Origin of the sequence: Desulfosporosinus paludis, from assembly GCF_045689965.1 — a bacterium.
Lineage (GTDB): Bacteria > Bacillota > Desulfitobacteriia > Desulfitobacteriales > Desulfitobacteriaceae > Desulfosporosinus > Desulfosporosinus paludis.
This window is the reverse complement of the sequence record NZ_CP144211.1, coordinates 799,725-819,619: the sequence shown is the minus strand read 5'-3', so window position 1 is coordinate 819,619 and position 19,895 is coordinate 799,725. Positions and strand designations below refer to the sequence as shown.

At 41.1% G+C, this 19,895-nt stretch carries 24 protein-coding genes and 1 riboswitch; of the genes, 16 read left to right on the top strand and 8 right to left on the bottom strand.

What is annotated here, in order from left to right:
- Positions 1–17: 17 nt before the first annotated feature.
- On the top strand, positions 18–860 hold the full coding sequence (locus VZF35_RS04295) for an energy-coupling factor ABC transporter ATP-binding protein (RefSeq protein ID WP_407311308.1): 843 nt from the start codon (positions 18–20) through the stop codon (positions 858–860).
- Between the two features lie 270 nt (positions 861–1,130).
- Positions 1,131–1,418, top strand: coding sequence for a hypothetical protein (locus VZF35_RS04290; RefSeq protein ID WP_407311306.1), 288 nt, complete (start codon positions 1,131–1,133; stop codon positions 1,416–1,418).
- 68 nt (positions 1,419–1,486) lie between these two features.
- Here VZF35_RS04290 and VZF35_RS04285 read toward each other — a convergent pair whose 3' ends face one another.
- From VZF35_RS04285 to VZF35_RS04270, 4 genes are all read right to left on the bottom strand, one after another.
- Positions 1,487–2,173: a Crp/Fnr family transcriptional regulator gene (locus VZF35_RS04285; RefSeq protein WP_407311304.1), complete on the bottom strand. Its 687-nt coding sequence runs from the start codon at positions 2,171–2,173 to the stop codon at positions 1,487–1,489.
- A gap of 131 nt (positions 2,174–2,304) precedes the next feature.
- On the bottom strand, positions 2,305–2,616 hold the full coding sequence (locus VZF35_RS04280; RefSeq protein WP_407311302.1) for a pyridoxamine 5'-phosphate oxidase family protein: 312 nt from the start codon (positions 2,614–2,616) through the stop codon (positions 2,305–2,307).
- A 70-nt stretch (positions 2,617–2,686) separates the two neighbouring features.
- Positions 2,687–3,277 carry a DUF1638 domain-containing protein gene (locus VZF35_RS04275; RefSeq protein WP_407314456.1) on the bottom strand — a complete coding sequence of 197 codons (591 nt, stop codon included), beginning with the start codon at positions 3,275–3,277 and terminating at the stop codon, positions 2,687–2,689.
- Between the two features lie 307 nt (positions 3,278–3,584).
- Complete coding sequence (locus VZF35_RS04270) at positions 3,585–4,031, bottom strand: demethoxyubiquinone hydroxylase family protein (protein WP_407311300.1); 447 nt, start codon at positions 4,029–4,031, stop codon at positions 3,585–3,587.
- A 451-nt stretch (positions 4,032–4,482) separates the two neighbouring features.
- On the opposite strand from VZF35_RS04270, the gene VZF35_RS04265 reads away from it, so the two are divergent.
- The 7 genes from VZF35_RS04265 to VZF35_RS04235 all read left to right on the top strand — a co-directional run bounded on the left by VZF35_RS04265 (position 4,483) and on the right by VZF35_RS04235 (position 11,622).
- On the top strand, positions 4,483–5,130 hold the full coding sequence (locus VZF35_RS04265; protein WP_407311298.1) for a corrinoid protein: 648 nt from the start codon (positions 4,483–4,485) through the stop codon (positions 5,128–5,130).
- Between the two features lies 1 nt (position 5,131).
- Positions 5,132–6,187 (top strand): uroporphyrinogen decarboxylase family protein, encoded by a 1,056-nt coding sequence (locus VZF35_RS04260; RefSeq protein ID WP_407311296.1) that lies wholly within the window; start codon positions 5,132–5,134, stop codon positions 6,185–6,187.
- A 2-nt stretch (positions 6,188–6,189) separates the two neighbouring features.
- Positions 6,190–7,197 carry a uroporphyrinogen decarboxylase family protein gene (locus VZF35_RS04255; RefSeq protein ID WP_407311294.1) on the top strand — a complete coding sequence of 336 codons (1,008 nt, stop codon included), beginning with the start codon at positions 6,190–6,192 and terminating at the stop codon, positions 7,195–7,197.
- Complete coding sequence (locus VZF35_RS04250; protein ID WP_407311292.1) at positions 7,194–8,915, top strand: ASKHA domain-containing protein; 1,722 nt, start codon at positions 7,194–7,196, stop codon at positions 8,913–8,915. The genes VZF35_RS04255 and VZF35_RS04250 overlap by 4 nt, the downstream gene beginning before the upstream one ends.
- A gap of 15 nt (positions 8,916–8,930) precedes the next feature.
- Positions 8,931–9,875 carry a CobW family GTP-binding protein gene (locus tag VZF35_RS04245; RefSeq protein WP_407311290.1) on the top strand — a complete coding sequence of 315 codons (945 nt, stop codon included), beginning with the start codon at positions 8,931–8,933 and terminating at the stop codon, positions 9,873–9,875.
- The gene (locus VZF35_RS04240) at positions 9,860–10,693 is read left to right on the top strand and encodes a putative manganese transporter (protein WP_407311288.1); all 834 of its coding nucleotides are present in this window, start codon (positions 9,860–9,862) and stop codon (positions 10,691–10,693) included. Before VZF35_RS04245 ends, VZF35_RS04240 begins: the two co-directional genes overlap by 16 nt.
- Before the next feature lie 62 nt (positions 10,694–10,755).
- Positions 10,756–11,622, top strand: a complete 867-nt coding sequence (locus tag VZF35_RS04235) for a uroporphyrinogen decarboxylase family protein (protein WP_407311286.1) — start codon at positions 10,756–10,758, stop codon at positions 11,620–11,622.
- 126 nt (positions 11,623–11,748) lie between these two features.
- On the opposite strand, the gene VZF35_RS04230 is transcribed toward VZF35_RS04235, so the two are convergent.
- A complete protein-coding gene (locus tag VZF35_RS04230; protein WP_407311284.1) occupies positions 11,749–12,279 on the bottom strand; it encodes a nitroreductase family protein in 531 nt (176 codons plus the stop codon).
- 240 nt (positions 12,280–12,519) lie between these two features.
- Between VZF35_RS04230 and VZF35_RS04225 the strand changes: the two genes are divergently transcribed.
- Positions 12,520–12,615 carry a DinB family protein gene (locus VZF35_RS04225; protein WP_407314454.1) on the top strand — a complete coding sequence of 32 codons (96 nt, stop codon included), beginning with the start codon at positions 12,520–12,522 and terminating at the stop codon, positions 12,613–12,615.
- A 120-nt stretch (positions 12,616–12,735) separates the two neighbouring features.
- Complete coding sequence (gene dmpI, locus VZF35_RS04220; protein ID WP_407311282.1) at positions 12,736–12,939, top strand: 4-oxalocrotonate tautomerase DmpI; 204 nt, start codon at positions 12,736–12,738, stop codon at positions 12,937–12,939.
- 113 nt (positions 12,940–13,052) lie between these two features.
- Here the strand turns inward: dmpI and VZF35_RS04215 are convergent, their stop codons facing one another.
- Positions 13,053–13,559: a hypothetical protein gene (locus VZF35_RS04215; RefSeq protein WP_407311280.1), complete on the bottom strand. Its 507-nt coding sequence runs from the start codon at positions 13,557–13,559 to the stop codon at positions 13,053–13,055.
- Positions 13,560–13,779: 220 nt separating this feature from the next.
- Here VZF35_RS04215 and VZF35_RS04210 point away from each other — a divergent pair, with 220 nt between their 5' ends.
- The gene (locus VZF35_RS04210) at positions 13,780–14,820 is read left to right on the top strand and encodes a M28 family metallopeptidase (protein ID WP_407311278.1); all 1,041 of its coding nucleotides are present in this window, start codon (positions 13,780–13,782) and stop codon (positions 14,818–14,820) included.
- On the opposite strand, the gene VZF35_RS04205 is transcribed toward VZF35_RS04210, so the two are convergent.
- Both VZF35_RS04205 and VZF35_RS04200 read right to left on the bottom strand, forming a co-directional pair.
- Complete coding sequence (locus VZF35_RS04205; protein WP_407311276.1) at positions 14,809–15,396, bottom strand: GNAT family N-acetyltransferase; 588 nt, start codon at positions 15,394–15,396, stop codon at positions 14,809–14,811. The two genes, VZF35_RS04210 and VZF35_RS04205, sit on opposite strands and share 12 nt — an antisense overlap.
- A 148-nt stretch (positions 15,397–15,544) precedes the next feature.
- A complete protein-coding gene (locus VZF35_RS04200) occupies positions 15,545–15,949 on the bottom strand; it encodes a pyridoxamine 5'-phosphate oxidase family protein (protein ID WP_407311274.1) in 405 nt (134 codons plus the stop codon).
- 209 nt (positions 15,950–16,158) lie between these two features.
- On the opposite strand from VZF35_RS04200, the gene VZF35_RS04195 reads away from it, so the two are divergent.
- From VZF35_RS04195 to VZF35_RS04180, 4 genes are all read left to right on the top strand, one after another.
- Positions 16,159–16,776: a hypothetical protein gene (locus VZF35_RS04195; RefSeq protein ID WP_407311272.1), complete on the top strand. Its 618-nt coding sequence runs from the start codon at positions 16,159–16,161 to the stop codon at positions 16,774–16,776.
- Positions 16,777–16,821: 45 nt separating this feature from the next.
- A riboswitch (cobalamin riboswitch) is annotated at positions 16,822–16,997 on the top strand.
- A gap of 66 nt (positions 16,998–17,063) precedes the next feature.
- Entirely contained in the window at positions 17,064–18,596 is a 1,533-nt protein-coding gene (locus tag VZF35_RS04190; protein ID WP_407311270.1) for an ABC transporter ATP-binding protein, read from the top strand.
- On the top strand, positions 18,583–19,320 hold the full coding sequence (locus VZF35_RS04185; RefSeq protein WP_407311268.1) for an energy-coupling factor transporter transmembrane component T family protein: 738 nt from the start codon (positions 18,583–18,585) through the stop codon (positions 19,318–19,320). The genes VZF35_RS04190 and VZF35_RS04185 overlap by 14 nt, the downstream gene beginning before the upstream one ends.
- A gap of 27 nt (positions 19,321–19,347) precedes the next feature.
- Positions 19,348–19,884: a hypothetical protein gene (locus VZF35_RS04180; protein WP_407311266.1), complete on the top strand. Its 537-nt coding sequence runs from the start codon at positions 19,348–19,350 to the stop codon at positions 19,882–19,884.
- Positions 19,885–19,895 lie beyond the last annotated feature (11 nt).

Below are 19,895 nucleotides of genomic sequence, written 5' to 3'. Positions count from 1 at the left end.
CTAAGAAGGGAATTGACATGGAACTTATCAAGATCGCGGAAGCCGGCTATACCTATAATGATGGACACCAGGCACTGAAGAATATATCTTTGAACATAAGGAAGGGCGAAAGAATTGCCATTCTAGGGCCGAATGGGGCAGGAAAATCAACGTTGTTTCAACTTTTTAATGGTCTTTTGCAACCAACATTCGGTACAGTTACAATCAAAAACTTACCAGTGCAGAAAGAAAATTTAGCAGAGATCCGCCGAATCATTGGGATGGTCTTCCAAGACCCTGATGACCAATTATTCAATTCATCAGTTCGTCAGGAGATCGCCTATGGCCTTATGAACATGCGTATTTCCGGCCAAGCATTAGAAGATGCTATTGCTTGGGCCTTAGAAGTTGTCGGTATGCAAGGATACGAATCTAAAAGTCCTCATAACCTAAGCGGTGGCGAAAAAAAGCGAATTGCTTTAGCCAGCGTACTTGCGATGAGACCGGAAGTTTTGGTTTTAGATGAACCTACTGCAGCCTTAGACCCACGTGGTGTGAGTAATCTAGTTAAGTTGCTTAATGCCATTAATCGAGATTTAGGTATTACTTTAATTTTTGCTACCCATGATGTAGATATTGTTCCTTTGCTTGCTGACCGGGTTTTCCTTTTAAGTAAGGGAGAAATTGTTTTAGCCGGTACTACCGAAGAGGTCTTTAGCCATAAAGAGATTATTCGTCAAATTGACTTGCGCTTGCCAAGAGTAGCGCATTTAGTGGAATTGCTGGCTCGTGATGGCTTGCTGGATAAGGATAGTTTGCCGTTAACGATTGGGCAGGCCAAGAATTTATTGGAACAAGGCAAGCTAAAATTAGTGAAATAATAATAAAAATTTGGCGCCTGATTCATCTTTTCACAGAGTTTTAGGCTATTACCTTAATTGCGGGCTGCGCGCCTCTTAACAATTGGTTGAGAGGCTTTTTTCTGACTTGGTTATTGAGCAAGTCAGAAAATTAGTGGATAACTTTTGGAATTAAGTGAAAAATTTTGCCTATGTATTTGTAGCGCGGTCAAGTTTCGTATAAAAGCAAAAACCATATTATATTAATGGGAACTATTGGAAAATGAACTCGTATATTAGGAGGAATGAATTATGTGCCAAATACCATTTTGTGGTGGTTCAGGATATGGACATTTATTTGGTCATGGAGTAGGGCTGCAAGCAGGTTATGATGGATTTGCTCCCAATTATGGTGGTTTCAATTATGTTGGGTATGGACATTTGCAAGGTTATGGAGTTGGCTTGCATCCTGGTTATGATTCCTATGGTGCAGGGTATGGCTATGTTCAAGCAGTACCTTATCCAGTGTATCGTACTGTTCGTCAAAATGTCCTAAGCGTCCAAAATGTCCAAGAACCATTCCGCGGTGGAAGAGGGTAGCCTTAAAAGGAATCTTATCGTATGAGAAAATGACAGGCCTGTTCAAGCTTTCAGGTCTGTCTATTATTTTAATCAAACGAATGAACACTGATGCAAGGGTCATTATACAGAACAAAATACTTATTTTCTCGGCCGATTATATTGGCAGCTTTCAATTCTTTAAGGGCTTGAATAACCATTACACGGGAAGAGCCTATCATATCCGCCAATTCCTGCTGGGTAATTTTTAAGTCTATCAAGGTTGATGCCGGTGTTTTCTGCCCATAGTCTTCAGCCAAGCGATAAAAAAGTTGCAGCAATCTTTCTTTGACAGGTAGTCCGGTTTCCTTACCTGCTTTCAACATGGTTTCATAACGCTTTTGTCCTAAATAACTAATAATTCTCAAGGCAAACGAAGGATCTTGCTTAATTAACGCCTCAAATTGAAGTTTGCTGAAACAGCAGGTAAAAACCTCTTCCATGGCGATGGCGCTGGAATGTTCATTTTGTTCTTGATAGAGAGACATTTCACCGAGGACTTCACCTGGGCCGCATACATCCAGAATTTTGTTATGACCATCCAGGTCAGTCTGTACTAGTTTCAGTTTCCCCGATTTTATCAGGTATATGGTTCTTGTCAGTTCTCCTTGATGGTAAAGGTAATCTCCCTTGGACAATCGTTTCCTTTGGGTGCATTGACATAAATCGGTAATCTGCTCGCGTTTTAGCCCCTGGAATAGCTCCAATTCCTGAAGGCATATGATGCAACGTTTCATTTTTCTCCTCCACTTGAAGTAACAGCAGCAATAAGTAAAGTGTAACAAAAAAACTCCATGAACACTATATAATAAAATTAGCTAAACAATAATCCCGCTTTGGCATGAGCGGGATTATTGTTTAGCTAATTTTACAATAGTTTTTCAAGCTTTTCTGCTTTAAACAAAACTAGTTTCTCTTCAACGCACGCTTTCCCTTCAAGTCGGAAGCCTTTAGGGCCACTTTCCATAGTCGCTATGACGACCTGCATGATTCCGTTATCTTTGATGTTCTGCTGGGTAACCTCCATCTTGTAGATACCAAACCCTAGTATATCATCTTCTCTGATTTCTGCGACTTTTCCTACCACGATTAAGTGCGGTTCTCCATGAGAGGAAACTGTTGTGATAGGGATAAAGGGAGTCTTTGATACCACATCTAAAACTTCCTGGGTAATAACCATGTAAATCCACTCCTTCAATTCTTTATGTTTAAATACTAAAAATTTAAGTTAACAGATCATCAGTGAGAACTTAACTTGCGAATGTTTTCTTTAACGTTTCCGTGACGTTTTCTTTAAAAGTAGAGAGTTCAACCTCTACAATTTCAATCGGCACCTGTGTGTACTCGAAAAACTCCAAAATATCCTCTTCATTTAATTCAGATACACCAGTGTCTAGAAGCAGAATCTTTTCGTACAAACCAAAATTTTGCCTTGCGTCAATTTCGTCCCAACCTTGGGCCTGTTTAAAAATTCTTTTCCAATTTTGCAGCCATCCTGGAGTCATGTAAAAAATGTTGGAAAAATTACCTAGATCATCCATCATCTTCGTGCCTAGAATTAATTCAATACAGTTTTTAGCATGCAACGTAATGACAGGATAGTTCTCTTTAAACTCACTGATCTCTGGATGACACATAGACCCGAAAAGAAGTACCATTTTTTCTTCTGCAGCAGCATCTAATGACTTGACAATGTTGGCTCTTAGATCAGCATAATTAACGTGCAAAGCTGGTGCTGTGTAGATAACGTTGATCTTAGTGGCAGACGCCCACTCCGATCGGATCTCCTGTAATATACGTTCAAGCTCGAGCTGGAAAATGCCGCAAGCAACAATTCGCACCTCCAAATTAATGATCACCTCCTTAATGAGCTGCGTTATCACATGATGTTTGGTTCTAACAGCTTGATTTGCTTTTTATCATCATAGCACGGGACAAAAAAGTAAAATGTTAAATACTTAACAAATTACAAGAATAATTAATATACTCAACGGCGAAGGAAACTTACTTTAGATAAATATAGATTGCCTTAAGAAACTTAAGGGAAGCAGAGAGGGTTATGTACTAAATTCTCCGACATCTGAATGGCATAAAAGCCAAGATCTGCAGAAGCCGGAGAATATTAGCATGCGTCTTCATTTAAACCGCTTAATTGGGGTGATGATTCATGTAGTCTCTGAGCCATAGTGTATGAAATTCTTCATCGAGAAGATATTCCATTAAAGTGTTTTTGAACATTAAATAATGCCTGTCAGTACACTCTTTAATCAAGGAATGATATTTTTTGATAGCCTCATTTTCCAGAGCCACTCCCAATTTACAAGTATTATGTTGACCCATTGATTCTATGGATTCTCCGAGCAAACTCCCCGCTAATTGAAAAAAAGAACCCACTAGAGAGGGAACCTCTTCATTGGCTTTGTCAATTTCATTGGCAAAATAATCGGCATGTCCCTGCTCTATTTGCACCATCTTCTCAAATGCTCTGCGATAGTATTCATCCGTAGCAGAGTTTACTTGAGCATTGTAAAATGCCACCTGAAATGTTTCTAAAGTATAAAATTCTTTAAAACGAGATATTAGCCTGTTATCCATAGTAACAACCTCTTTATGAGAATGATGACCTTTATATTTATTTTTCGTCTTTCATGGTGTATTTATTCAGTTTTAACTCACAAAGTTTATCTTAAGGCACAAATTAATCTGTAATATAACCTAACCTCCCTACATTGCAATTCTGGAACGGATGTCATGATAGAAAATAATTGGCTGGAAAGAATGCCAGAGTCGGCCGATCGGAAAGAATTAATACATTAGATATAGTCTAAATGAGAGTTGATTTAGTTTTACCACATCGTTGATATTACTATTCCTGCACTCAAGTTATCTGTGGTGCAGGATATTTTTATGTGTAGCTGCTTTTATAGGGAATACACTTTTTTATCCTTAAGATGTATTAATTGAGATACGAAAAAATACTATGCTATTCCTTTTTGCTTATGTTAATATATAATGAATTAATAATTTGTTTTTTGGAGGGAACATCTTGGATAAAAAAACATTATTTCAAAATATCTCACATGCCCTGGTAGAATTCGAAGTTGAAAAGGTTACTGAACTAACGGAGGAAACTCTGCAGCAGAACATCCCGGCTTATCAAACTATTACAGAGGGTTTAATCACAGGGATGAAAGAGGTCGGTCGACTCTATGAGGAAGAGGAATATTTTCTTCCTGAAGTTCTGATGTGCTCGGATGCTTTCAATGCCGGTCTTGATGTTGTACAGCCTCACTTGGATAAAAGCTCTTTGGAGAAGCCGATCAAAATGGTGATTGGTGTCGTTGAAGGAGATACTCATGATATCGGCAAAAATTTAGTTCGGATTTTATCGGGAGCCTCCGGTTTTGAAGTATACGATCTTGGACGGGATGTGCCTCTTGACAAATTTATCGAAAAAGCTGAAGAGGTTCAAAGCGATATGATTTGCATGTCTACGCTGATGACCACGACAATGGACGGCATGAAAACTGTTATAGATCGCTTAAAAGAACGAAATATACGGAACAAATATAAAGTTCTCATAGGCGGCGGTCCTATTTCCCAGACCTTCTGCGATAAAATCGGAGCTGATCTTTACGCCAATGATGCCAGCTCAGCTGTGAGAAAAGCCAAAGAAATAATGGGGAGGGCCTGAGATGCAAATAAGGGAGGACATACTGACTCCTAAAGAACGGGTGCTGGCACTTCTAGCTGGAAAACCCCTCGATCGAATAATCTGTATGCCTATTGTCACGACCAATACTGCTCAATTGATTGGCAAAACCGTCAAGGAATTTCAACTTAACGGCAAGGTTATGGCTGAAGCACATCTGGCGGCGTTTAAAAAATTTGGCTATGATTTGATTTATCTCTTTACGAACTGTTCTTATGTTGCGGAAGCTATGGGGGCCGAACTGGATTACTCTGAAAATGAGCCTGCGAATTGTGAAACTCCTGTGATCAACAGCAAGGAAGATTTGAGTAAAATCAAAGTTGCGGAAAAAAGTGACGGCCAATTTCCTGTTTACTATGAAGCCCTGGAGATCCTCAACAAAGAAGTAGGTGACCAGGTATTTATGTCTGTTTGCTTTTCCGGACCGGTTTCTACCGCTGCCACCCTGCGGGGAGTAGAAGCTTTTGCCCGTGATACTTACACTAACCCTGAGCTTTGCCATACTCTCCTGAGAATGGCTACCGAAAGCTGCAAAAACTTCATTCGAGAAATTGTCAAGTATGGCGCTATGCCTATTATCCTGGAACCCATTGCTTCAGGCAGTCTTTTTAGCCCGAAGATGTTTGACAAAATCGCCTTCCCCTATATTAAAGAACTTGTAGACCTTGCTCACGAGCTCCAGGCACTTGTTCCGCTGCATATTTGCGGAAAAACGCACAAGATTGTAGATAAGATGACGGATACCGGATCTGACGTGATCAGTATCGACAAATGCGATCTCGCCGTTGCCCGGGAAAAGGTTGCTGGAAGAGCGCTTATACTTGGTAATATAGATCCTGCTAATGAACTTCTTTTTGGGCCTGTGGATGTGATTCACCAAACCTGCGCAGAGGCTATCGACACCATGAAAGGCTATACCCCGGCCTTTATCCTTTCAACAGGGTGTGAAACAGGAAATAAAGTACCTTTCGAACATATACAGGCCATGCTTGATGTGGCTAGGAGCTACGGTCTTTATGAATATAAAGAAGGTGAATAATCTTGGATGAGAAGGAGCGTTTATTAAGTGTGCTGAAGGGAGACCGGGTTGACCGGCCTCCCGTTATTTGCCCGGGTGGCATGATGAGTGCCTGCGTGACAGAGATATCAGATCAAATAGGAGGCGGTCAACACTCAGATAGGGCAGCCATGGTAGAGGCTGCTCGAAAAATCAATGAGCTTACCGGTTTTGAAAATTATGGAGTACCCTTTTGCCTTACCGCCGAAGTTGAAGCCCTGGGTGCGAGTGTCAACCTGGGGAATAACCTAATCGAACCTAGAGTAACTCAGTATAACGATCAGCCTTTGGAAGCCATCATGGAAAATCATCAGGTTGATGTTTCTGCCGGCAGGATGGGAACCGTTTTGGAAGCGATCCATGAACTCAAGAACGACCGGATACCTGTCATCGGCAATGTTTCAGGCCATATTAGCACGGCCACCTCAGTCGTCGATCCCTTAGAAATGTTTAAGATGCTTCGGCGAGATCCTGAGCGAGCTGCCCGGTTTATGACGTTTATCAATGATTACCTCATTCGTTATGCCTTAGAAATGGTTAGAGTCGGAGCTGACGTCATCTCGATTTCAGACCCTACAGCTACAGGAGAAATTCTCGGCCCTCGAAATTTCCAGAAGTTCGCGGTCCCCTTTTATCAAGATATTATTCAAGTGCTTCACAGAGAAGGAATTCCTGTCATCCTGCATATTTGCGGTAATGCACATACTATTATTGATTCGCTCAATGAGGTGAACGCTAATGCTGTGAGCTTCGATTCTATCGTCAATATGAAATCCACTAGAGGAGCGCTGAAGACCGGACTGATGGGCAATGTTAATACCCAGCTTCTGCATACTGGAGAACAGGAGAAAATTATTTCCATAACTCGCCACGCCCTTCATTCCAAGGTGGATATCGTTGCTCCTGCTTGCGGTCTAAGTATGGCTACCCCTATAAGCAACCTAAAAGCCATGACCGATTACGTGAAAGAAGGTTCTTATCAAAAAACATGAGTAAAGTGTATTTTACGAACGAGGGTATTTCCATTGAAGCTAATAAAGGAGATAAGCTTACGGAATGTATTCGGGCTGCAGGATTGACATTGGAGACTCCCTGCAATGGGTTAGGGCGCTGCGGTAAATGCCGCGTTAAGACTTGGGGGGATCTTTGCCCGCCAGGAGACATGGAAGCCGGGTTTATCAATGATTCCAAGATCCGTTTAGCCTGTATGGCCCGGGTAAACGGTGACGTTTGGCTTGAGCTTCCTCCTAAAGTTAATAACCTTAAAACGATTAACCAAGGCTTGGCCATTGAGGTGGAAGTCTGCAGTTCCGTGAAACAAGTTTTGTTGCCGACTCCAGAAAAGACGGCTCAGGCTTATCTGGAAAGGCTGCCTTATATCTCATATTCCATGGACATTTATCGTAAAATGGGTAAACTCGAGCAAACCCGAGCACTTCAAATATACGGCGTTTTAGTGGACAATTACCTTATTGACCTCGGGTCCGAGCCTGGTGAACTTCTCGGAGTGGCTATCGATATTGGTACTACAGGTATTTCCGCGTATCTTTTAGATCTGGCCACCGGAGAAATCCTCCGCAAAGAATCCTGTTTGAACCCTCAGACGGAATTTGGGGGAGATGTCTTGTCCCGAATAAGTTATTGCTTGGAAAATCCCCAAGGGCCAGACCAGCTTCGAGAGTCTATCCTAGGAAAGATCAACGAACTGGTGACAGACCTTACGGGCTCTGCTGCCAGAGCGGAGCGTATTTACCATGTAGTTATAGCAGGAAATACAACCATGCTGCATTTTGTCTTAGGTGTTTATTCCGGTTCCATAGCTAAGTCTCCTTATCGTCCGGTTTTTCTTGAACAGGTTGATCTGAAAGCCAGAGAGACAGGTATCCTGATTTGCCCTGAAGGGAAGGTAACCCTTTTACCTTCGGCTTCAGGCTATATTGGAGCCGATATACTTGCCGGTGTTGTGGCTACAGGGTTTGAGAAAAAGAATAACCCTGCCGTCTTTTTAGATATTGGAACGAATGGTGAAATTGTGGCGAATCTTGGAGGCCGATTGATGGCCGCATCTACGGCTGCCGGTCCGGCCTTGGAAGGAATGAACATTTCCTGCGGCTGTCGTGCCGAAGAAGGAGCCATTGACACCTTTTACATAGATGATGATTATGAAGTTCATTTTACGACCATCGGCGGCTCGTCTCCTAAAGGAATCTGCGGCAGTGGCCTTCTTGATATCACGGCGGCTATGGTGAAGCGGAATCTAGTTCTCGCCGGCGGACGCTTTAACCCTTATCTTGACTCTCGTATAAAAGCTAGGGTGAAGGATAAGAAGTTTTATCTGACAGACTTGGTTTATATCTCCCAAACGGATATTCGCCAGATTCAGTTGGCCAAGGGTGCTATCGCAGCAGGGGTAACCCTGCTCCTTGAAGAAGCGGGCCTTCCCCTTGATGTTATAGAGGAAGCGGTTATAGCCGGAGCGTTTGGATTTCATATCAATCCGGAAAGTATTCGGGAAATCGGCCTCCTGCCCAAAGGGTTTAAAGGCAAGATAACTTTTGTCGGCAATTCTTCCGCTGAAGGAGCTCGCTTGGCCTTGATCAACAAAGATGTAATGAACCGAATCAAGGAATTAAAAAACAGGATAGAGGTATTAGAGCTTTCGACAGATTCGCGTTTTCAAGACTATTTTGTTAAGGCATTGGGTTTTTAATAGAGGGGTGTGACAATGATCAAGGTAGATGTGATTTCTGGGTTTCTGGGTTCCGGCAAAACCACTCTCGTGAAAAAACTTCTCCAAATTTACCAGAAGGAAAAGGTTGTCTTGATTGAGAACGAATTTGGGGATATCGGCATTGATGGAGAACTGGTGGAACGGGAAGGCTTTGAAGTCTTTGAAATTTCCAGCGGATGTATCTGCTGCATTATGAAGAAGGATTTTGTTCAAGTGCTGGACCGAATTATTGAAGAATTCCATCCTCAAAGAATTATTATCGAACCCACCGGCATCAGCATCCTAAGTGAAATCATCGATATCTTGCACAACCCCGAATTTGTCGACCTTCTGCAGATTAACTCCCTGGTGACTGTTGTGGACAGCCTTAATTACCTGCAGCAGTGTGAAGTCTTTGGGGAGTTTTTCGAAGATCAGATTACTAACGCTTCTGCCTTGTTATTAAGTAAAAGTCAGTTTGCTGACCGTGAAACGATAGACAAAATCGTTGCTTCTCTCAGAGAATTTAATCAAGATGGAGAAATTATCAGCAAGCCGTGGGATTCTCTGAGGCCCGGCGAATTCCAGAACCTTCTGGATAGTCAAGCGGATTTGGATCTGAGTGATATTCTTCATACCGACTATAAACCCTGTAGTGAAAACGAATTTGAAGCCTTAGCTATTAAGACGTCTCGTGCTTACAGTCAAGAAGAGCTGGAGCAGATTCTTACTCAGCTCAGCCAGTCCCGTTATGGTCAAGTCTTGAGAGGTAAAGGTTTTCTCAAAAGTACTCAAGGTTACTGGGATTTTAGTTATACTAACGGTCAATTTACGGTTGCGAATAGTCACTTCAAGGCCAGCGGCAAGCTGTGTCTGATCGGCAAAAACCTCCGGGAAAAAGAAATTAAGGACTTGTTTAAGGTCAAAAGCGGGGGGGTGTTTCGTTGGCTGAAATTATGATCGACAGCTTCCAGGATGTCATCAAGATTGTTCCCGTGTTATTCTTGGTCATTCTTTTGACGAATTGGCTTACCGGCAAGGTTAACAAAGGAACACAGTATTTTAGTCGTCTTGCTAGGCTGGACGTTGTTGGCGGAGCTCTGTTGGGAATCATCCCCCAATGCGGCATATCTGTTGCCTTAGCTAAGCTTTACTGCAATGGGTATATTACCTTAGGTATGCTTATGGCCGTTTTCTTAGCCGGTTCTGATGAAGCACTGATCGTCATCGGAGCGCATCCGGATAAGTTGTCCCTAATGTTAATGATCATAGGAATGAAAGTCCTGTTTGCCGCCGGTGCGGGTTGGCTCATAAACTTGACAATCAAAGAGAAGCGCAACCGTCTTAAAGGATGCGGCATTGATTGCGATTGCCCCAAATGTGGCAAACATAAAAATATTCTAGTAAACAGCCTGGTTCATACGCTAAAGCTTGCTCTGTTCTTGTATGTGACTGTTCTTATCATTGAAATCGGGGCCGATCGGTTTGGGGAAGAAGGGCTTTACACTCTTCTGGGCCGAACTACTTTCCTTCAGCCCATAGTGGCTTCTCTGCTTGGTATGGTTCCAAGCTGTTTTTCGTCTGTGTTAATTGCCGAGGGGTTTCTCAAAGGGGCTTTGAGTTTTGGATCCATGATGGCAGGTTTGCTGGCCAATACGGGTTTTGGTATCTTAGTTCTCTTCAAAGAGCTTCCTTTAAAGAAAACCTTGTGGATTATCCTGATTTTACAAGCCATGAGTATCCTTGTCGGTGAGATTCTTTTTGTTGCCGTTGGATAGAGAACTCCGACTCCAGCCTCCGGCTTCTGACTAATGATTTCCAAATTAGGGAGGAATGACGAATGGATTTTAAATGTACGGGAGACGATCTGGAGTTGATCCCGAAAGAGTTGGTTAGCGAAACGGGCATTACCCTCCCGGAAGCTCATTCCGATAAAACGAGCATGGCAATCCTTGCAAGGGAACTAAGAAAGCACCGTAGAGATGTCATAGCTAGGGTTCCTTTTTGCGTTACTGTGGAAGCAGAAGCCTTCGGTGCACATATCAAGCTAGGTGATGCTTTGAATGGACCAAGGGTCGAAAAATATTTATTTTCATCGATTGAAGAAATGTCTGTAATCCAAGAATTGGACCTTAAAAAAGACCGTATCAAAGAAGTTTTAGATGCCGTAGAAATTCTGGCTCAGTCGGGAGAGAAAGTAGCTCTAAGTGTCGAGGGCCCTTTCACTATTTTATCGTCACTGATTGACCCGATGTATTTTTACAAAGGTTTACGGAAGGATCCCCGTCGAATTTTAGAAATTCTGTCGGTTATTGAAGAAGGTATCATCCGCTATAGTCTTGAAGGTATCACTAGAGGGGCATCCATTATTTCTTACGGAGATCCAGTTGGAGCTATAGGCATTGTAGGGCCCAAGGTTTATCAGGATTATAGCGGCCCTTCAAGCTGGAGGGTTATTAAAGGACTTCAAGAAATGAGCGAGAAAGTGCTTCTCCACCTCTGTGGCAAGACTTCAACAGCTCTTGAAAAAATTAAGATGGCTAAATCTTACCCCATTGTAATAGATGGAGATAAGACTTATGGACAGGCATTGTTGGATCAGTTAGAAAAGACGACTGAACCAATTTTAATAGGGCATCGATGTATTAAAGGAAGCTTAAACAAGATGGATAAGCCTATTCTTTGGGGTATCAAATTAATCAACTAAAGGCTGAAGGATCCATCGCATAATCTTGATATCATGTCCTGTTGAACAGAGAAAATAATAGAGCATTCTAAGCCTGGCGGTATTATGTAAACCAAACTTAGAACGCTCTATCTCACAGGGAATTTATCATTTAACGTAGTTTACTACATTCATGTTTCTGGTGGTTGGAGCTTGAATAGGATCGGCATCATAACCAACTATAAGGCAAGCAACGCTCCGATATCCTTCAGGAATTCCTATTGTTTGTTTCAGTATTTTGCCGGCTTCACTTTCGATAAACCTTGTCGGAGAGACAATATAGCGTGAGCCAAGCCCTAAAGCTGTAGCAGCTAAACTCATATTTTCGACAGCTATAGCACAGTCTTGATCAGCAAATGGAGCATTCTCTACAGGAGCTGACGTAATTATTAGAGTTGGAGCACCGTATAAGGGGTTATATTCAGAGGGAGCGCTCATTACAGTACGAACGCCATCATTTATTTGTTGAAGCAATTCTTGTTTTTGAACAACCGTAAAATGCCTGTTTTGAAGATTTCTTGCAGTTGGCCCAGCAATGCCGCATGAAATAATCGTATCCCTGTCGCTGTCATTAATTTGTTGATTAGTATAACTTAATGTTCCCTTTCTTTTCATAATTGTCTCAATCGCCTGGTTCATAAAAATCCACCCCCAAATAAGTTATTTTCATAAAATTAATTATATCGTTAAAATTTAGCACTGCAAGTTTGTATCCTTGCAGCGTTTTTGTTTAAAATGTCCTTAATTTTGCAGGAATATTCAGGTGTATTCTAGAATGCAGTATCTGGCAATAATACGTAATTATTACGACTGCCGTTCAGTTTCGGAAAAATTGGTGGCTGCTCTCATTGACCTTACTCTTTGGAATTGTGGAAGCAGATGCTGCACGTAATTAATCATTCGTCGTATCATCGGGGGCAAATAGTCACGATGATCAGGCGGCTGAAGAAACAACCACCTTCACTGGATTTATAAATTGTTATTTAGAGCATAAATAGTAGAGGGTAACTCACGTTTTTAAGAATGAGGTAATACAATTCGCAACAATCGTGTATTTTAAGGAGAGTGCAATAAATTTTAAGGGAGGGGTCAATGATGCCTTTTATTAAACTAGAAGCCGGCAGTATTGACAAAGAGAAGAAAGAAAAATTGATTAGCGAATTCACTAAAATTGCTAGTGAAACCTTAGGAATTCCTCAAGAAGCGTTTGTTGTCCTCATTAAGGAAAATCCTATGGATAATTGGGGAACAGGAGGAAAAATGCTGAGCAAAGTGTTGGCGGAAAAAGAAAACAAGTAAATCTAATGAACTTGATTCAGTGGATTTATCATCGTTATGTTAGATACATTTCTAATCGGCAGAGTGAATAGGATTATAAAAATACAGGTCACTGTTGAAGTCGACCTGTATTTTCATTCTTGTTGGACTCGTTCTATGGCATGAATAGCTGTGACAAGGTCTTCTCTGCTGCTTTGTAATTGGGTCTGACTGAAATCGCCCACATTAAGCAAGCTGTCTTTCATCTCAAATATGGATGATGTAAGGAATGTGGTGGCCTGTGCTAAATCGTTAAGTTTCTGATTGTTAGAAGAGGAATTGTTTAAGGCATTCGCATTGACATCATCATTCAAAGCTAATTGATATAATTTATCTAGATTTGCTATCATTTCGCTTCTATTCGTTTGTTTAGATGAAGTCACTAATGCTTCATATTGTTTCAAAATATCTTTAAGAGAAATCACGATCTGGTCGATATTTATAGTAGGAGCAGGCGTTGATGAATCAGTATCTGATAAGTCCTGCCATGTCATAGATTTGTAAGAACTAGCTAACCTTGCTAGTACAGCAGCTATGATTAAAAAACTTATTATACCGGCAATGACAAGCCTTTTCCTTCTTTTAACAGTTGTTGAAAACATAACGTTTGGCCTCCTGTTTTTATTTCAATAGATTCCTCGAATCAGAGCACATGAATTTGTCTGTAAGCTATAACTATTGAAATAAAATGCAACTTATTCCACCCCATCGGGCTAAAGTTGGATTAAGTTGCTAACAATCCTAACCTGCCTACCTAATGAGAAAGGGTTACATTTAATTGGGATTGTGCTATTCGATTAATAAGCCAGGAGGAAGTTCAAGATGCCGACAAGAAGAAGTTTCTTAAAATGCATGTTGGGTGTGGGTGCAGGGTTACTACCCTGGTACGGCTGGCCGGAATTGCTTAAGAAACCTAAAGCTGTACCTACTTTTATAGACACAAGTGAATTAATGAAAAAAACTGCTCACAATCTTCCTCAGACGGATACTCCGTACCTAAACAGGACAGCAATGGAAGACATTTCGTTTTTTGTACATCCTGAATTGCAGGGACGTCGGAGTGGTACTGCCGGTGAAGAAAAGGCTGCAGCTTATCTTATAGATCAAATGAAAGGTCTGGGCTTGGAGCCTTTGGGCGATTTAGTGGACAATCAAAATCGTAATTACTTAAACGTTTTTACTGTTTATCCGGTAGTCGAAGAATTTTATAAGGGTCGCCTAACATTCCGCCCGGGGAATTCTAATGATCTTCGTACCCCCAGCGCCAATGTGATAGGAGGTTTAATAGGAACAAATAGTCAGGAATCTGTTATTTTGTCAGCTCACTATGACCATCTGGGCATTTTTAATGGTAATCTTTATCCTGGGGCTAACGATAATGCTTCTGGGGTTGGTTGTATTCTTGATGTCATGCGCAGATTGATCAAAGAAAGAATTAAACCTAATCGCAATGTAATATTAGCTTTCTGGGGCGCAGAAGAAATGGGATTTGTGGGCTCGTATTCTTTTATACAAAAACCGACTTTTCTTTTAAATGGTATACATGCAGTTTTTAACGTTGATACAATAGGAAATGGTCCGCTTAAGGAATTCGCATTGTGGGCCAATAGTGACAACAGGGCGCTGCAAGCTGTTCGGGCTGCTGCTGAAAATAAAGCAAATGCTGTATTGACCCCAAGTAATGGCTACAACAGTGATCAAGTTTTCTTCAACCTGGATCATGTTCCGGCTGTTACTTTAATGGCCAGAGATTGGCTTTTAAAAAATCACACCCCGGAAGATGTTCCGGATTTTATTAACCCGAAGAAAATTGCTCTTGCCAGCGATATCCTATATAATGCCCTTCAAAGCTTAATCGTTTAAAGCATGCAAAGCTTCATTGAGAAGAACCATATGAATATGATCTTCCCATTTGCCGTTAATTCGCAGGTATTTTTTAGCTAAGCCTTCGTTATAAAATCCGAGCTTTTCCACAACCCTCATTGACCGCATATTTCGGGGTAATATATTTGCTTCAATACGATGAAGCCCCATCGTGTTGAAGGCAAATTCGATAACTTTCTTAAGCGCCTCAGTCATGTAGCCCTGATTTATCTCCTCACCGTCTAATCTATAGCCTAGATGGCATGAATGAAAGGCCCCATAGACGATATTGTTTAAAGCCACTGACCCAATAGTTCTGGAAAACCCATCGCTTTTTCTGAAAAGCCAGACTCTGAATGTTCCACCTGCTGCTATTCTGGATATCTCGTCCCGCAATGCTTCCTGTTGGTAATGGATGGTATAGAATTTATGATCTTTGACTGCCTCCCATTCCCGGAGAAACTCCTCGTTGCGTTTAAAATAATCTAAAATTACCCCTACAAAGTTCTCATCCGAAACCCTTAGTACAAGACGTTCTGTTTCCAACTCTAGTTTTGCCAAATTCGGACTATTCATGATTTTTATCCTCCTGCTCCAATGATTCTAGGGTAAGTAAGTGTGCCAGTGTTTGGCGCTAATCAGACAACCAGTTGTCTGGGCGATCTTCTAGGTTACGATGACATAAGAAAAGCCGCTAATTTTATTCAGCGGCGTAGGTATTAGCCTAAAAATCAAATGATTTTGGAGGATTTGGCGAAAAATCGTAAATAGTCGCTTTTCCATGTTCTAAATAAAAAAGTTTAAGAACGGGATTGTCTGCTGACTGATAAAGCTGTTTAAGATTAGGGGCGTGTTCGAAGATTTTTTCCTTCATGCGGATGTCCTCCTCAAACGTGATTTCTCCGCTGACTCTAACCCAAACCATGTCTTTGGTAGTTTTGGAGAATTCAATATAGGGCACAGCCATTAATTGTTTATAGACCTCTTTAGTACTTGCAGTGCAGAAATATAGTCTTCCTTTTTCTTCAAACATGAATCCCCATGGTCTAACTCTCGGTTTCCCTTCATCAACTGTAGCTAAATATCCAACAGCTGAACGGTCGTTTAAAATGGACAGTACTTCATTCACGTTAATTCGCCCCCTATACACCTTTTGTTAGATTGTACCTCGCAACTAAAAATAATGCAAAAAACCTGAGAATTTCGATCTTAATTACCAGAGCTGCAGCAACAGCGTTGTGATTCATAGCCGCTGTAATTTTTGTTTTGCCAAATATTACAACAGTTAAAACCCTCCCAATTGGAGCAAAATAATTAACATTAAGAATGGGGGGGAGTATGTTGAAGTCTTTTATTAAACTAACGGATTCATTACTGAGATTTGGTAAGATGAGGGATTCTATCACGATTGGGCTTTTGGGAGGTTTAATAGGAACAATCTTTATGGATATATCAAATCTGTTAATATTCAAGGCAGGTAAAACCGAGGCCTTATATGGACATATAGCAGGCGGATTATTTGTAGCTCCTTTCAGAACAAAACGCAGAAAGAATTTTATTTTAGGCCAGATGACTCATTTAGGAATAGGCTCAATTTGGGGAACGTTATTAACCTATCTCTTAAAGAAAACAGGGAAAGATCATCACCTGATTAAAGGATTGTTCATATCAATGTTAACCCTTGGCAGCCTTATTGGCGGGCAAAAATTTGGTATGCTAAAGAAGTTTGGATTGACAAAGACGTTCTACTCAGCTGTATGGAACCATCTTGTATACGGGTTGGTTTCTGCACAGGCCATAGTGATGATAGCAGATCCAATCATATTTGCATCATCGAAGGATGCTAAAGAGAGCTGTCAACAAATTAGGCGAAAGGCCAGTTATCCCTGTTCAGTCAGATCTTCGAATGAGTTGGTTCAATCAAAAGATGATCATTTTAAATCGCATCAACTTTAAAACCCCTTATTGACAAACTAATTGAATTATTCTATTATAAAGTCAACTAAATACATATTTATAGGTGCCCATCAAGGGATAATAGGGAACCAGGTTAAAATCCTGGACGGACCCACCACTGTAATTAGATGTTGAAAATGTACATTTGCCACTGGTGTAACTGGGAAGGCGTACATTTGAGTCTATAAGTCAGGAGACCTGCCTACAAAATAATTCAAAAAGAACAATGGTAAAGTTCTAGCTTCTTGAAAGCTAGAACTTTTTATTTTTTTAATTTAGGAGTGTCTATGGAGACAATTGCAACCATAATAATCGAAAAACTTGTATTTCCAAATGAAGAAAAGCCTGCTCTTAAAAACATTAACTTTGAAATTAAGCGAGGTGATTTTATTGTTATTACCGGTGGTGTTGCTTCTGGCAAGTCGATTTTATTGCACTCGATCACAGGTGCTATTCCACACTATCATAACGCGGAATTAACAGGTAAAATCACAATCTTAGGCCAAGATATTAAGGATGTGCATCTCAATCATATGTCAGATTATGTGGGATACATGATGCAGGAACCCCATAATCAAATCATCAGTCTCGATGTCTATGAAGATGTTGCTTTTGGCCTCGGCAATCTGGGGATTCCTTGTGAACAAACAGAGCAGATTGTTAATAATACGTTGAAATTTGTGGGTTTGGACGGTTATGAGAACAGACAGACCGCTTCGCTTTCCGGAGGCCAGGCTCAACGTGTGGTTTTGGCAGGTGTTTTAGCCCTTAATGCTCCAATTTTGATTCTTGATCAACCAACCGCTGAGCTGGATCCTCAAGGTCGCTTAGAGATTTATAAGCGCTTAAGTCAGCTTAATAAACATCAAAACCTTACGATCGTTTTGGTTATGGATCGAATTGAAGAGGTCCTCAGTTATGCTAACAGAGTCTTTTATCTTAAGGATGGTGAAATTATCAAGGAGTATTTGCCTGAAGACTATTACAACGATCAGGTCTTACTCCAAAAGAGAAGGTTGAAATACGCCGCTGATGCTGCAATAGCTAACAGTAGTCCTAAGGAAAGTATCGCTAAAATCATCAATGTTTCCTATCGATACAGAAATAATCTAATAGGTTGTGAAGATATTCATTTAGAAGTTTATAAGGGTGATTTTATATCAATCATTGGTTTAAACGGATCTGGAAAATCGACTTTAGCCAAATTGCTTATCGGTCTCTTAAAGCCTTGTAAAGGTGAAATCAAACTGTTTGGCAAGCTGTTGAATAGGGAAAACCTGACAAAAATCCGCACACAAATAGGTTTTCTATTTCAAAACCCCGACCACCAGATCTTTGCAAGCACCTTGGAAGAAGAAGTTGGATTTTCGTTGAAGCTAAGAGGGGAGCGAGAGGCAGTCATTGATCAGAAAATTGATGAGTGCTTAGAATTCGTAGGGCTGCTGGATTATAAGAAAATGCATCCTCAGCGCTTAAGCCGTGGTCAGAGACAGCTTTTAGCCTTAGCCTCCATCCTTGCCGGTGATCCGGAATTCATCATTGCTGATGAACCCACCTCGGGCCTCGATGAAAACCAAGGGTTTATGATTATGAATAAACTTTTCGACTTATCTCAAAAAGGCAAAACAATTTTGTGTATAACCCACGATCTCACGTTGGCCAAAGCCTATTCGAATCGCTTAGTTGCGCTGAATAACCATCGCCTGCAATTTGATATTTCCATAAAAGATCTTCCGGAATATAACGAGGCACTTAAAGAAATTGGACTGAATTTTCAAGACATTGCTTTATTTAGGGGGGGCTGGGATGGGAGTTTCTAAGCTAGATCCCCGGACGAAGTTAGTCTGGTATGCACTGATGATCTACTTTGCCCTGAGTTGTCAAACCGCTGTTCAGTTGAGTCTTGTTTTATTAGTATGCATTGTAGCCTCTTTGATCCTATCTGGTTCCTTAAAACAATATAAGGTTATGATCATGATCATCTTGCTTTTGGGTCTTCAGATATTGTTCGTTCAGCTAATCTTCTGCCGGGAAGGTATTCTGATCTATCAATGGGGAATCCTCAAAATTTACAGTGAAGCTATTCCTTTAGCGATCACCGGTATACTTAAGGCCACCCTCATTTTCTCTGCAAGTCTGCAATTTTTCACCTCGGCTTCAGCTCAAGATTTTACCTTGATGCTCATCAAATTCAGAATTCCTTACCGTTTTGCCATGCTGGTGGGGCTTGGCGTTCGCTTCCTCCCGCTTATGAAAGCTGAATATGTATCCATCATCGATAGCCAGCGTACCAGAGGCTTAAAGATGGAAAATGTTTGGGACGATCTTAAAGCCATTATTCCAACCTTCCTGCCTTTTTTGTATCGCGCTGTACGACGTTCTACAGAAATAGCCCTAGCCATGGAGCTGAGAGGGTATGGACGAAGCAAAACCCGAACTTTTTCAACAGATTTAGAGATGAAGTATTACGATATTGCCTTAATCGCTGCGATGTTATTGGTAATAAGCATCAGCCTTGCAGTCAGGTTATTACCATTAATATAATCATCAAACTTTAGGAGGAGAATTGAAATGAAAGAAAAATTATTCAGAACTGACACCAAAGCCCTTGTAGGCTCCGTCATCATCGGAATTGTCTTCGTGATTATGGAGCAGGTAACTGGAAGAATCGACGGTATTTTGGATCCTACCCTTTTACTTCTTAATGGCACCTGCTGGGCATTTTTCACGGGTCTCATTGTCTTAATGTACAAACAGCCTGCAGGCATTATTGCCGGATTAGTGGAAGCCATTGTAGCCATGGCAACAGCCTATTCGCCGCTGGCTTTTTTCTTCTTATTCGCCAATACTATCGGCTCCATCGTGTATTCATTAATTGCTGCTAATTTTTCCATGAAGAAATTAAGCCACCATATCTTAGCTATGTTCGGTTGTACTGTTATCGGCAACTTATGCGTTACGATTGGATTGATTTATGTCATTCATCTTGACTGGAAGATTGCACTTTTATCTTCAGCTCTAACGGCCTTAGTAGGAACCATTGTTGCAGGAATCCTAACAAAGAGTGTTTACGGTGCCCTAGAAAAATCAGCATTAATCGAACGTTGACCTTTATTTTC

Excerpts from the sequence above, each read along its gene's own strand:
- VZF35_RS04295 (WP_407311308.1), top strand. The coding sequence starts at position 18 with ATGGAACTTATCAAGATCGCGGAAGCCGGCTATACCTATAATGATGGA.
- VZF35_RS04290 (WP_407311306.1), top strand. The coding sequence starts at position 1,131 with ATGTGCCAAATACCATTTTGTGGTGGTTCAGGATATGGACATTTATTT.
- VZF35_RS04285 (WP_407311304.1), bottom strand. The coding sequence starts at position 2,173 with ATGAAACGTTGCATCATATGCCTTCAGGAATTGGAGCTATTCCAGGGG.
- VZF35_RS04280 (WP_407311302.1), bottom strand. The coding sequence starts at position 2,616 with ATGGTTATTACCCAGGAAGTTTTAGATGTGGTATCAAAGACTCCCTTT.
- VZF35_RS04270 (WP_407311300.1), bottom strand. The coding sequence starts at position 4,031 with ATGGATAACAGGCTAATATCTCGTTTTAAAGAATTTTATACTTTAGAA.
- VZF35_RS04260 (WP_407311296.1), top strand. The coding sequence starts at position 5,132 with ATGCAAATAAGGGAGGACATACTGACTCCTAAAGAACGGGTGCTGGCA.
- VZF35_RS04250 (WP_407311292.1), top strand. The coding sequence starts at position 7,194 with ATGAGTAAAGTGTATTTTACGAACGAGGGTATTTCCATTGAAGCTAAT.
- VZF35_RS04245 (WP_407311290.1), top strand. The coding sequence starts at position 8,931 with ATGATCAAGGTAGATGTGATTTCTGGGTTTCTGGGTTCCGGCAAAACC.
- VZF35_RS04235 (WP_407311286.1), top strand. The coding sequence starts at position 10,756 with ATGGATTTTAAATGTACGGGAGACGATCTGGAGTTGATCCCGAAAGAG.
- VZF35_RS04230 (WP_407311284.1), bottom strand. The coding sequence starts at position 12,279 with ATGAACCAGGCGATTGAGACAATTATGAAAAGAAAGGGAACATTAAGT.
- VZF35_RS04225 (WP_407314454.1), top strand. The coding sequence starts at position 12,520 with ATGCTGCACGTAATTAATCATTCGTCGTATCATCGGGGGCAAATAGTC.
- dmpI (WP_407311282.1), top strand. The coding sequence starts at position 12,736 with ATGCCTTTTATTAAACTAGAAGCCGGCAGTATTGACAAAGAGAAGAAA.
- VZF35_RS04215 (WP_407311280.1), bottom strand. The coding sequence starts at position 13,559 with ATGTTTTCAACAACTGTTAAAAGAAGGAAAAGGCTTGTCATTGCCGGT.
- VZF35_RS04210 (WP_407311278.1), top strand. The coding sequence starts at position 13,780 with ATGCCGACAAGAAGAAGTTTCTTAAAATGCATGTTGGGTGTGGGTGCA.
- VZF35_RS04205 (WP_407311276.1), bottom strand. The coding sequence starts at position 15,396 with ATGAATAGTCCGAATTTGGCAAAACTAGAGTTGGAAACAGAACGTCTT.
- VZF35_RS04195 (WP_407311272.1), top strand. The coding sequence starts at position 16,159 with ATGTTGAAGTCTTTTATTAAACTAACGGATTCATTACTGAGATTTGGT.
- VZF35_RS04190 (WP_407311270.1), top strand. The coding sequence starts at position 17,064 with ATGGAGACAATTGCAACCATAATAATCGAAAAACTTGTATTTCCAAAT.
- VZF35_RS04185 (WP_407311268.1), top strand. The coding sequence starts at position 18,583 with ATGGGAGTTTCTAAGCTAGATCCCCGGACGAAGTTAGTCTGGTATGCA.
- VZF35_RS04180 (WP_407311266.1), top strand. The coding sequence starts at position 19,348 with ATGAAAGAAAAATTATTCAGAACTGACACCAAAGCCCTTGTAGGCTCC.